This is a genomic window from Achromobacter sp. 1L-A-4-B-C2 (assembly GCF_057291955.1).
This window is the reverse complement of sequence record NZ_JBXAWP010000001.1, coordinates 1,528,845-1,540,251: the sequence shown is the minus strand read 5'-3', so window position 1 is coordinate 1,540,251 and position 11,407 is coordinate 1,528,845. Positions and strand designations below refer to the sequence as shown.

General features: G+C 64.5%; 9 protein-coding genes. 7 read left to right on the top strand and 2 right to left on the bottom strand.

Going from position 1 to position 11,407, the window contains the following annotated elements:
• The first annotated feature begins 53 nt into the window (after positions 1–53).
• The 4 genes from AC0Z35_RS07080 to AC0Z35_RS07065 are packed head-to-tail and all read left to right on the top strand — an operon-like array spanning position 54 to position 5,167.
• Positions 54–1,658: an ABC transporter substrate-binding protein gene (locus AC0Z35_RS07080; protein WP_104142491.1), complete on the top strand. Its 1,605-nt coding sequence runs from the start codon at positions 54–56 to the stop codon at positions 1,656–1,658.
• Between the two features lie 6 nt (positions 1,659–1,664).
• Complete coding sequence (locus AC0Z35_RS07075) at positions 1,665–2,606, top strand: ABC transporter permease (RefSeq protein ID WP_104142492.1); 942 nt, start codon at positions 1,665–1,667, stop codon at positions 2,604–2,606.
• 10 nt (positions 2,607–2,616) lie between these two features.
• Positions 2,617–3,513, top strand: a complete 897-nt coding sequence (locus AC0Z35_RS07070; protein WP_314359256.1) for an ABC transporter permease subunit — start codon at positions 2,617–2,619, stop codon at positions 3,511–3,513.
• A gap of 1 nt (position 3,514) precedes the next feature.
• Positions 3,515–5,167, top strand: coding sequence for an ABC transporter ATP-binding protein (locus AC0Z35_RS07065; protein WP_485131046.1), 1,653 nt, complete (start codon positions 3,515–3,517; stop codon positions 5,165–5,167).
• A gap of 58 nt (positions 5,168–5,225) precedes the next feature.
• Here the strand turns inward: AC0Z35_RS07065 and AC0Z35_RS07060 are convergent, their stop codons facing one another.
• Positions 5,226–7,673: a penicillin-binding protein 1A gene (locus AC0Z35_RS07060; RefSeq protein ID WP_485131047.1), complete on the bottom strand. Its 2,448-nt coding sequence runs from the start codon at positions 7,671–7,673 to the stop codon at positions 5,226–5,228.
• Between the two features lie 114 nt (positions 7,674–7,787).
• Between AC0Z35_RS07060 and AC0Z35_RS07055 the strand changes: the two genes are divergently transcribed.
• The 3 genes from AC0Z35_RS07055 to AC0Z35_RS07045 are packed head-to-tail and all read left to right on the top strand — an operon-like array spanning position 7,788 to position 10,653.
• Positions 7,788–8,429: a shikimate kinase gene (locus tag AC0Z35_RS07055; RefSeq protein WP_046802911.1), complete on the top strand. Its 642-nt coding sequence runs from the start codon at positions 7,788–7,790 to the stop codon at positions 8,427–8,429.
• A complete protein-coding gene (gene aroB / locus AC0Z35_RS07050; RefSeq protein ID WP_046802912.1) occupies positions 8,426–9,502 on the top strand; it encodes a 3-dehydroquinate synthase in 1,077 nt (358 codons plus the stop codon). Before AC0Z35_RS07055 ends, aroB begins: the two co-directional genes overlap by 4 nt.
• A 23-nt stretch (positions 9,503–9,525) precedes the next feature.
• Positions 9,526–10,653, top strand: a complete 1,128-nt coding sequence (locus tag AC0Z35_RS07045; RefSeq protein WP_046803121.1) for a deoxyguanosinetriphosphate triphosphohydrolase — start codon at positions 9,526–9,528, stop codon at positions 10,651–10,653.
• Positions 10,654–10,724: 71 nt separating this feature from the next.
• Here AC0Z35_RS07045 and AC0Z35_RS07040 read toward each other — a convergent pair whose 3' ends face one another.
• Positions 10,725–11,387 carry a glutathione S-transferase family protein gene (locus AC0Z35_RS07040; RefSeq protein ID WP_485131048.1) on the bottom strand — a complete coding sequence of 221 codons (663 nt, stop codon included), beginning with the start codon at positions 11,385–11,387 and terminating at the stop codon, positions 10,725–10,727.
• Between the last annotated feature and the right edge of the window lie 20 nt (positions 11,388–11,407).

Genomic DNA, 11,407 nt, shown 5'->3' with positions numbered 1-11,407 from the left:
ATCCGAAGGGCCGGCACAGGCCCCGTTCGTCCATAACATTACAAGGGAATGACATGGCTTATCTGAATGCTGAAAGACTTGAAGCCCGCTATGGCCTGGGCCGCGTTGGCGCGGCAGTGGCTTGCGCCGCTGCCCTGGCCTGGGCGCCCGCGCAGGCGGAAACGCTGACTGTGGTGATGGCCAGCAAGCTGACGGTGCTGGACCCTGTGTTGACGGCGTCGCACCAGACGCGCAACCACGCCTACATGATCTACGACACGCTGCTGGCGACAGACGCGAACAACAAAGTCCAGCCACAGATGGCGGACAAGTGGGAGATCTCGCCGGACGGCAAGACCTACACCTTCACGTTGCGCGACGGGTTGAAATGGCACGATGGCACCGCCGTGAAGGCCGAGGATTGCGTGGCGTCGATCCAGCGCTGGGCGCAGTCGGACAAGACCGGTCGCCAGCTCATGCCGCTGGTTGCCTCGATGGACGTCATCGATGACAAGACATTCAAGATCGTGCTGACGGCCCCTGCCGACGTGCTGTCGGCACTGGGCAAGCCCAGCGGCCTGCCCAGCTTCATGATGCCCAAGCGGGTCGCGCAAACGCCGGTGGCACAGGCCATCAGCGATTACACCGGGTCCGGTCCCTTCAAGTTCGTGCAGAAGGAATTCCAGCCGGGCGTGAAGACGGTCTACGAAAAAAACACTGACTACGTGCCGCGCAAGGAAGCGCCCAGCTGGACGGCGGGCGGCAAGGTGGTCAACGTGGATCGCGTGGAATGGGTGGCGATGGCCGACCCGATGACGACTGTGAATGCCCTGCTGGGCGGCGAGGTCGATTACATCGAGACCGTGCCTTTCGACCTGGTGCCGATGGTGAAAGGTTCACCGGACCTGACGCTGCGTGTGCTGGACAAGATGGGCTACCAGCCCATGTACCGCTTCAACCAACTTAATGCGCCGTTCGACAACAAGCTGGTGCGCCAGGCGGCCATGTATGCGGTCGGCCAGGGCGACATCCTGAAGGCGCAAGTGGGCGACCCGGAATTCTTCAAGACTTGCGGCGCGGTGTTCGGCTGCGGCCTGCCGTATTCCAGCGATACCCGTGCCGACATGATCGTGCCGTCCAACATCGAGAAGGCGAAGGCGTTGCTGAAGGAGGCCAAGTACGACGGCGCGCCTGTCGTGATCCTGCATGCCACCGACATTGCCATGGCGTCCGCCATTCCCGTGGTGATGGCGCAGCAGCTGCGCCAGGCCGGCTTCAACGTGCAATTGCAGGCCATGGATTTCATGACCATGCTGTCGCGCCGCGCCAACCGCGACGTGCCCGCCAAGGGCGGCTGGAGCATTTTCGTGACCACGTGGCACGTCAGCGAAATCATGGACCCGCTGCGCAACTATGGCGTGTCCGCCAACGGCGAGAAGGCCTGGTTCGGCTGGCCAACCGTGCCTAAGGTCGAAGCGCTGCGTGACCAGTTTCTGGTGGCGGCGACGGAACCGGAACGCAAGCAGATCGCCGACCAGTTGCAGGACGTGATGCTGGACGAAGGCGTGGCCGTCACACTGGGCCAGATCGAGACCGCCGCCGCTTACAGCAAGAAGCTGTCCGGCGTGTTGGAATCGCCCGCGCCGGTGTTCTGGAATATCAAGAAAGCCAGCCGGTAAGCCAGCATGTTCAGCTACCTACTCAGGCGCATCCTGGCGACCGTTCCGGTGGTGCTGACGGTGGCCGTGCTGGTGTTTTGCCTGCTGCGCCTGACGCCGGGAGATCCGGCGCTGATGCTGGCAGGCGATGCCGCCACCGAAACGCAGCTGGCCCAGATTCGCGAGCACATGGGGCTGGACCGGTCGCTGGCCACCCAGTTCCTTCTGTGGAGCGGCCAGGTGCTGCAAGGCGATCTGGGCGTGTCGCTGCATTCGGGCACGCCCGTCACCGCGATGATCGGCAATCGCGTGGGGCCGTCGCTGGCGCTGGCGCTGTCGACCATCCTGCTGTCTACGTTGATCGCCGTGCCGCTGGGTGTGTTCTCGGCGTGGCGGCGCGGCACCCGGACTGACCGGGCGGTGATGGCGTTTTCGGTGCTGGGCTTTTCGGTGCCCATCTTCGTCACCGGCTATGCGCTGATCCTGTTGTTTGCCATGAAGTTGGGCTGGCTACCCGTGCAGGGCTATAAGTCGCCTTCGGCGGGTCTTGTTGCCTTCGGCATGCACCTGTTGCTGCCCACCATCGCGCTCAGCACGGGGTTTGTGGCCCTGATCGCGCGCATCGCCCGCAGCAGCGTGCTGGAGGTGATGGGTGAGGACTTCATCCGCACCGCGCGCGCCAAGGGCATCACCGAACGCGCCGTGATGATGGCGCACGCGCTGCGGACCGCGGCCGTGCCCATCATCACCGTGATCGGCGTGAGCATCGCGTTATTGATCAGCGGCGTGGTCGTCACGGAGTCGGTCTTCAACCTGCCCGGCCTGGGGCGGCTGGTGGTCGAGTCGGTGCTGGCGCGCGATTATCCGCTGATCCAAGGGCTGATCCTGCTGTTCTCGCTGGTCTACATCGGGGTGAACCTGACTATCGACGTCCTGTATTCGGTGTTCGATCCGCGCATCCGTTATTGAAGGAACCTGCATGTCTACTTCCATACACTCGATCGCGGGTGGGGCCGGCGCTGCGCCCGCCATCCGCAAGCGACCCGCGTCCGCGCTGGTGCGCACGCTGTCCACGTGGCCGGTCATGGCGGCACTGGCTGTGCTTGGGGTCATCGTCCTGGCCGCCATCTCGGCCAATCTGCTGGGGCTGGCCGATCCCATGGCCATCGATCCCATGCAGCGCCTGAAGGGCTTTTCCGCCGAGCACTGGTTTGGCACCGATGCGTATGGCCGCGACGTGCTGTCGCGCGTGGTCCATGGCGCGCGCATTTCGTTGATGATCGGGGCGGGCACGGCCGTGGCCGCGTTGATACCCGGCTTGGCGCTGGGCGTGGTCGCAGGCTACTTTCGCACGGCGGACATGGTCATCATGCGCGTCATGGACGGCATCATGTCCGTGCCCGGCATCCTGCTTGCCATCGCGCTGGTGGCGGTGACGGGCGCCAGCATGTTGACCGTGCTGATCGCCATTGCCGTGCCCGAGTTCCCGCGCGTGGTGCGCCTGGTACGCGGCCTGATCCTGAGCCTGCGCGACGAACCCTATGTGGAAGCCGCCATTTCGCTGGGCACGCCCACGCACGTGCTGATGCGGCGCCATCTGGTGCCCAACACGGTGGCGCCGCTGATCGTGCAGGGCACTTTCATCTTTGCATCCGCCATGCTGTCCGAGGCGGTCATGAGCTTTCTGGGCGTTGGTATGCCGCCCGAGTTTCCGTCCTGGGGCAACGTGATCGCCGAAGGCCGGATGTACTTCCAGATCAAGCCCGAGCTGATCCTGCTGCCGGGCATGTTCCTGGCGCTGACCGTGCTCAGCGTGAACATGCTGGGCGACGCCATGCGCGACGCCCTTGATCCCAAGATGGCGCGAAGGGTCTGACATGAACAATTCCACAATGCCCGTGCTGCAAGTGCAGAATCTGTCGGTGACGCTCGTCGGCACGCCGGCGGATGAGCCGCGCCACGTGGTCGAAGGCATCAGCTTCGACATACACGCCGGTGAAACACTGTGTGTGGTCGGAGAGTCCGGATCGGGCAAGTCCGTCACGTCGTTTTCGGTAATGGGCCTGTTGGCGCCGGATGCGCTGCGTCCCAGCGCGGGCCGCATCCTGCTTGACGGCGAAGACGTGCTGGCATGCACGCCGGAGCGCCTGCGCGAGCTGCGCGCCACCCGCATGTCCATGGTCTTCCAGGAGCCCATGACGGCGCTCAATCCGGTGCGCACGGTTGGCTGGCAGATCGACGAGGTACTGCGCACCCATAGCGCGATGGACGCGGCCTCGCGCAAGCGCAAGATCCTGGATATGTTGGAATCGGTGCGCTTGCCGGAGGTGGAACGCATCTACCAGTCCTATCCACATCAGCTTTCCGGCGGACAGCGCCAGCGCATCGTCATCTGCATGGCGCTGATCCTGAACCCCAAGCTGCTGATTGCCGACGAGCCCACCACCGCGCTGGACGTGACCACCCAGAAGCAGATCCTGGCGTTGATACTGGAACTGCAGAAGTCGCACAACACCGCGGTGCTGTTCATCACGCACGACTTTGGCGTGGTGGCGGAAATTGCAGATCGTATTGCGGTGATGAACCGCGGAAAACTGGTCGAGGTGGGAACGCGCGACGAGGTGCTGGCGCGTCCGAAAGAGGCTTATACGCGCATGTTGGTGTCATCGGTGCCGGGCCTTGCGCCGTCCGCTCGGCAGGCGCCCGAAGGCGAACCTGTGCTGGTGGTCAACGGTCTGCAAAAGACCTACAACGAGCGCGGCTTCTTCAAGGCAAAGCGCGCGGTGCACGCCGTGCGCGACGTCAGCTTCACGCTGCGCAAGAAAGAGATCGTCGGCATCGTGGGCGAGTCGGGGTCGGGCAAGTCCACGCTGGCGCGCTGCATCGCTCGCTTGATCGATCCCAGTTCCGGCAGCGTGCGTCTGGACGGCATCGAGATCGCCACGGCCAGCAAACGGCAATTCCATCCTGTGCGCAAGCGCATCCAGGTGGTGTTCCAGGACCCGTACCGATCGCTGAATGCGCGCATTCGCGTGGGCGATTCCATCATCGAGGGCATGCGCAACTTCGGTGTGCCGCAAGATGAGGCGCAAGCGAGGGCGATCGAACTGCTGGATATTGTCGGGCTGGGCGCGGACACCATGGAGCGCTATCCGCATCAGTTCTCGGGCGGGCAGCGCCAGCGCATCTGCATCGCGCGCGCGTTGGCGCTGCGGCCCGACATCCTGATCGCCGACGAGGCGGTTTCGGCGCTGGATGTGTCGGTGCAAGCACAGGTGCTGGAACTGATCGAAGACATACGTGCCCGCACTGACACCGCGGTGCTGTTCATCACACACGACCTGCGCGTGGCGGCGCAGATATGCAATTCGATCGTCGTGATGAAGTCGGGGCAGATCGTCGAGGCGGGGGAGGCGGCTGCGGTGCTGACTCGACCGCAGGATGGCTACACGCGCCAGCTGCTGGATGCCGCGCCGGGTCGGCATTGGGATTTCAAGCGGTTCAGGCCGGCGCAAGCGGCGTTGCAGTGAACCGCCGGGGTCTGCCCAAAAACTGAAAGGCCGGCCTATCCAGGCCGGCCTTTGTTCGTCAGAACGGGATCTTCTGCGACCACGGAGCCGCGTTTTGCGTTCCCACGCCCGGCGCCACCTTGATCTTCGTATCCGGGCTGCTGCTGCCGCCCAGGCCGTTCAGGAACTCGCCAAGGGTGTCGGCTTCGGCCAACCCCAGACGGGCCACGGCCTGTCCGGGCGGGAATTCAGAGAAGTAGAACTCGCCGTTTTCCACGATCAGGCCATCGGGGCGGGGGCGGGGCTTTTCTTCCGGCACGCCCTTGAGCACGTCTTGCATGTAGTCGACCCAGATCGGCATGGCGACGCCGCCACCGGTCTCGCGCGAGCCCAGCGATTTGGGCTGGTCAAAGCCCAGCCACGCCGTTGCCACCAGGTTCGGTGTGTAGCCCGAGAACCAGGCGTCCACGGATTCGTTGGTGGTGCCGGTCTTGCCGGCGATGTCGTTGCGCTTGAGCAGTGCGCGGGCGCGCGCGGCCGTGCCGTAGGTGGCCACGCCGCGCAGGATGTCGTCCATGACCCAGGCGGTGCGCGGGTCGATGGCGCGGGCCGCCGCGTCGCCGGCCACCACGGGCTTGGACTGCATGATGACCTTGCCGCTGCTGTCGGTGACGCGGTCGATCAGGTAGGGCGTGACGCGGTAGCCGCCGTTGGCGAATACCGAGAACGCGCCGGCCAGTTGCAGCGGCGTGACACTGCCTGCACCCAGGGCCAGCGGCAGCACGGCCGGTTGGCGTGCCTTGTCGAAGCCGAAGCGGGTCAGGTAGTCCTGTGCGTACTGCGGGCCAATGGCTTGCAGGATGCGGATCGACACCATGTTCTTGGACTTGTACAGGCCCTGGCGCAAGGTCAGCATGGGCTCGTACTGATTGCCGTAGTTCTTGGGGTTCCAGGCCTTCGAGCCGGTTTGCGCCGCCGTCAGTTCGAACGGCTGGTCGGAAATCTGCGTGGCGGGCGTCAGGCCGCGTTCCAGCGAGGCCGCGTAGATGAACGGCTTGATGTTCGAGCCCGGCTGGCGCCACGCTTGCGTTACGCGGTTGAAATTGCCGCGATAGAAATCGAAACCGCCGACCATCGCGCGGATGGCGCCATCTTGCGGCGACAAGGCGACGAAGGCGGCCTGCACCGACGGCAGGTTGATGATTTCCCAGTTGTCGCCGAACTTGCGGATGTAGACCACCGAGCCGCGCTTGATGCGCTGTTCGGGCTTGGCCTTGTCAGTGAGCGCGCGGGCGACGACGCCCAGCACCTTCTTGTCGGTGACGGTGATGATCTCGCGCGAGCTGCGCGCCAGCTTCACTTCGGTGGGGCTGGCCGACAACACCAGGGCGGTCAGCAAGTCGCCGCTGTCGCTGAATTTGTCGAACACGCCGTCCAGGAATTCATCCAGCGCGGCCGGATTGTTTTCGGTGCCCGGGGGCAGGTCCAGTTGCTCTTCGGGGCCGGGGTAGGGCGCGCGACGCGTGTATTCCAGCACGCCTTCGCGCACGGCGCGATACGCGGCTTCCTGGTCCTTGGACTGCACGGTCGTGTAGATGTTGATGCCGCGCGAATAGACGTTGTCCTGGTAGACGTTGTAGAGCAGCTGGCGTGCCAATTCCGCCACGTATTCGCCGTGAATCGAATAGCCGCCCGCCGGCGTGCCTTCCGCCGACTTCATGATGATGGGCTGCGCCATCGCCTGCTTGTATTCCGGCTCGGTCAGGTAGCCCAGCGACTGCATCCGGCCCAGCACGTAACGCTGGCGCAGTTCGGCGCGGGGGCGGTTCGAAATCGGGTTGAAGCGCGAAGGCGCCTTCGGGATGCCGGCCAGCATGGCGGCTTCGGCCGGGGTCACTTCGGACAAGGGCTTGCCGAAGTACGTGCGCGAGGCGGCGGCGAAACCGTAGGCGCGGTGACCCAGGTAGATCTGGTTCATATAGAGCTCAAGGATCTGGTCCTTGGTCAGCTCGGACTCAATCTTGAACGTCAGCAGCAGTTCGTAGAACTTGCGCGAATAGGTCTTTTCCGACGACAGGTAGAAGTTGCGCGCCACCTGCATCGTGATCGTGCTGGCGCCCTGCGTCTTGGACATGTTGATCAGGTTGGTCAGGCCCGCCCGCACCACGCCCGTCCAGTCGATACCGCCGTGCTGGTAGAAGCGGTCGTCTTCGGCCGCCAGCACCGCCGACTTCATGACGTCGGGAATTTCGTTGAAACGCAGCACGTTGCGGCGTTCTTCGCCAAATTCCCCGATCAGCACGCGGTCGGCCGTGTACACGCGCAGCGGCACCCGCGGGCGGTAGTCCGTCATGGCGTTCAGGTCGGGCAGGTTCGGCCAGGCCAGCGCCAGCGCCATTCCGGCCAGCAATACGCCGCACAGGAACAGGCCGGCAAAGAGGATGCCGGTTTTTACGAAGAATCGCAGGATCGGGGAGCCGCTCTTGGCGGGCTTGTCTTTCTTGGAGGAATTCTGGGGCTTGCTCATCGCGGCGATTTTACGGGTATCTCCGGTCCCATCTCAGCGCGAGGGATCGGTTTCTGTAACAAGATTGTTCTGTGTGGTGCGCGGGCAACTGGCGGCAGATGTGATAATGCCGACATGAACTTTTCCGCCCACTCATGTCCGGAGGCTGACCCGGACCCAGCGCCCTCCGACCAGGGGCCTGACCACGTGCCTTGCGCCATCGAGTGCACAGGCAAGACCGTGCCATTGCCGCATGACCTGCCCGTGTTCCTGGTGGGAATGATGGGCGCGGGCAAGACCACCATAGGCCGAAGCCTGGCGCGTGCGCTGGGGCGCGAGTTTATGGATCTGGATCATGAGCTCGAGGCGCGTTGCGGCGTTCGGGTGCCGGTTATCTTCGAAATCGAGGGCGAAGCCGGTTTTCGTCGCCGAGAATCCGCCGCCTTGGAGGAGTGTACCCAACGGCGCAACATTATTCTTGCTACCGGTGGCGGCGCCATCCTGGCAAGTGAAAACCGCCAACGCCTGCGCGAGCGCGGAATCGTCATCTATTTACGGGCCAGCGTGGACGAATTGTTCCGCCGTACCTGCCGCGACCGCAACCGCCCGTTGCTGGCCACCGCCGACCCGCGCGGCACCCTGCGGGATCTGATGACCCTGCGGGAACCCCTCTATAAAGAAGTCGCCGACCTGGTCGTGGAAACCGGGGCCATGCCCATCCACACGCTGGTCAAGGCGCTGCTGCCGCAATTACAAGCCTTCGAGAAGCGCATATGAACGTTGTTGACGTCGACACCCCGGGCGGAAGCTATCCGATCCACATCGGCCCCGGCCGCCTTGATGCCCTGGACCAGTGCATTCCCGCCGACGCCACCGCGATTGCGGTCGTGACCAACCCCACGGTGGCCGCCCTGTACGGCGAGCGTGCCGAGGCCGCGCTGGCCCGCACGGGCAAGCGCGTGCTGCGCATTGAACTGCCGGATGGCGAGGCCTATAAAGACTGGCAATCGCTGAACCTGATTTTTGACGCCTTGCTGACGCATCGCCTGGACCGCCGCTGCGTGCTGGTGGCGCTGGGCGGCGGCGTCATCGGCGACATGACCGGGTTCGCCGCCGCCGTCTACATGCGCGGCGTGCGCTTCGTGCAAGTGCCCACGACGCTGCTGGCCCAGGTGGATTCGTCGGTAGGCGGCAAGACCGCCGTGAACCATCCGCTGGGCAAGAACATGATCGGCGCGTTCTATCAGCCGGTGGCCGTCGAAATCGACACCAACGTGCTGAACACCTTGCCCGCGCGCGAAGTGTCCGCCGGCTTGGCCGAAGTCATCAAGTACGGCCTGATCCTGGACCCGGACTTCTGGACCTGGTGCGAAGACAATGTGCAAAAGCTGCGCGCGCTGGACCCGCAGGCCGTCGCCTACGCCATTCGCCGCTCTTGCGAACTGAAGGCGCAGGTGGTCGGCAAGGATGAACGCGAATCCGGCCTGCGCGCCATCCTGAACCTGGGCCACACCTTTGGCCACGCCATTGAATCGGGGCTGGGCTACGGCGCCTGGCTGCACGGCGAGGCCGTCGGTTGCGGCATGGTGCAGGCGGCAGAGTTGTCGGCCGATGTGGCCGGTTTCCAGCGGGCCGACGTGGAACGCGTGCGCGCGCTGGTGGCGGCTATCGGCTGCCCCGTGGTGGCGCCCGACCTGGGCGCCGACCGCTGGCTGGACCTGATGCAGGTCGACAAGAAAACCGAAGGCGGCTCGATTCGCTACGTGCTCATGCCGCGCATAGGCCAAGCGCTGATGCGCGCGGCCCCGGATGAGGCGGTGCGCGCCGTCTTGTCCCGAACCACCCAGTAACCGCGATGGAGACGGTGTTGCAGATGAAAGAGCTGGCTTCCTACGCATCCGACCCGTCCCAATCGCGCGGTCGGGCCTATGCCGAACCACCGCCCGAAAACCGGACCGAGTTTCAGCGTGACCGCGACCGCATCGTCCATTCCGGCGCCTTTCGCCGGTTGGAATACAAGACGCAAGTGTTCGTCAACCACGAAGGCGATCTGTTCCGCACGCGTCTGACGCACAGCCTGGAAGTGGCGCAGATTGCGCGCACGCTGGCTCGCAGCCTGGGGCTGTCCGAAGACCTGACCGAAGCCATTTCGCTGGCGCACGATCTTGGCCACACGCCCTTCGGCCACGCCGGCCAGGACGAACTGAATGCCTGCATGCGCGAGCTGGCGCCCGAGGCCGGCGGCTTCGAGCACAACCTGCAAAGCCTGCGCGTGGTGGACGAGCTTGAAGAGCGCTACGCGGACTTCAACGGGCTGAACCTTTGCTTTGAAACGCGCGAAGGCATCCTCAAGCATTGTTCGGCCGCGCATGCGCGCCAGCTGGGCGATGTGGGCGAGCGTTTCCTGAACCGCACGCAGCCGTCCCTGGAAGCGCAGCTGGCCAATCTGGCCGACGAAGTGGCCTACAACAACCACGATATCGACGACGGCCTGCGCTCAGGCTTGATCACCCTTGAGCAGTTGCAAGACGTGTCGATCTTCGAACGCCACCATGCCCAGGTGCTGGACCGCTATCCCGGCCTGGCGCCACGCCGCGCGGTGGCCGAGACGATTCGCCGCATGATCAACACCTTGATAGTCGACCTGACGCAAACATCGCTGGCTCGCATTCGTGACGCGGCCCCGACCAGCGTTGACGATGTGCGCCGCGCACCGCCTTTGGCTGGTTTTTCGGACGAGATCCGGCGCGAGGCCGACGCACTGAAGAAGTTCTTGTTCGACAACTTGTACCGGCATTACCAGGTGCTGCGCATGACCGCGAAGGCGCGCCGCATCGTGCGCGAGATGTTCGCGGCGTTCCTGGATGATCCGCGGCTGTTGCCGCCCGACTACCGGCGCGAGGCATTCAATGAACAGGCCCGCGCCATTTCGGATTACATCGCGGGCATGACCGACCGCTACGCCATTCGCGAGCATAAGCGGCTGTTTGAAATGGGCTAAGCGGTGCCGCTGGCGTTGACGGGCTGCCGGGCCGTGGTGCGCGCCCCGTTGCGCCCGTCAGTTGTGCCCGTTCAGCGATGCGTGCGGTACGGCTCGTCTTCCGGCACGAACGTCGCTTCCGCATGCGCGTCGCGCATCCATTCTTGCATGGCGGGCAGCGCAATCACCGCGTCCATGTAGTCGCGCACGGCGCCCGTCGCGGCAACGTTGTAGGTGGTAAAGCGCGACACAACCGGTGCATAGAACGCGTCGGCAATCGAAAATTCACCGAACAGGAACGGGCCGCCCAGGCCAAACTTCGCGCGCGTGTCGCGCCAGATGGCTTGCACGCGTTCGATGTCTTGCTGCGCGGCCTCGGGCACGTCGATGTCCGGCAGATGCGCTTCGATATTCATGGGCATCGCGTTGCGCAGCGCCGTAAAGCCGCTGTGCATTTGCGCCACAATCGACCGCGCCCGCGCGCGCGCCTTTGCGTCCTTGGGCCACAGGGCCGCGTCGGGGTGCTGTTCAGCCACGTATTCGCAGATGGCCAGCGAATCCCACACGGCGAAGTCGCCGTCCAGCAGCACCGGCACCAGCCCGGCGGGCGACACCGCCGCCACTTGCCGCGTGAACGCTTCCGTGAAGAACCCGAGCTTTTGCTCGTTAAATTCGATGCCCGTCGCACGCAGCGCCAGCCAGGGCCGCAAGGACCACGATGAGTAATTCTTGTTGCCGATGATCAGGGTGTACATGGTGCGGTTTCTGCCTTAAG

What these genes read in the sequence shown, in the direction of transcription:
- AC0Z35_RS07080 (WP_104142491.1), top strand. Translation starts at nt 54, where the DNA reads ATGGCTTATCTGAATGCTGAAAGACTTGAAGCCCGCTATGGCCTGGGC.
- AC0Z35_RS07075 (WP_104142492.1), top strand. Translation starts at nt 1,665, where the DNA reads ATGTTCAGCTACCTACTCAGGCGCATCCTGGCGACCGTTCCGGTGGTG.
- AC0Z35_RS07070 (WP_314359256.1), top strand. Translation starts at nt 2,617, where the DNA reads ATGTCTACTTCCATACACTCGATCGCGGGTGGGGCCGGCGCTGCGCCC.
- AC0Z35_RS07065 (WP_485131046.1), top strand. Translation starts at nt 3,515, where the DNA reads ATGAACAATTCCACAATGCCCGTGCTGCAAGTGCAGAATCTGTCGGTG.
- AC0Z35_RS07060 (WP_485131047.1), bottom strand. Translation starts at nt 7,673, where the DNA reads ATGAGCAAGCCCCAGAATTCCTCCAAGAAAGACAAGCCCGCCAAGAGC.
- AC0Z35_RS07055 (WP_046802911.1), top strand. Translation starts at nt 7,788, where the DNA reads ATGAACTTTTCCGCCCACTCATGTCCGGAGGCTGACCCGGACCCAGCG.
- aroB (WP_046802912.1), top strand. Translation starts at nt 8,426, where the DNA reads ATGAACGTTGTTGACGTCGACACCCCGGGCGGAAGCTATCCGATCCAC.
- AC0Z35_RS07045 (WP_046803121.1), top strand. Translation starts at nt 9,526, where the DNA reads ATGAAAGAGCTGGCTTCCTACGCATCCGACCCGTCCCAATCGCGCGGT.
- AC0Z35_RS07040 (WP_485131048.1), bottom strand. Translation starts at nt 11,387, where the DNA reads ATGTACACCCTGATCATCGGCAACAAGAATTACTCATCGTGGTCCTTG.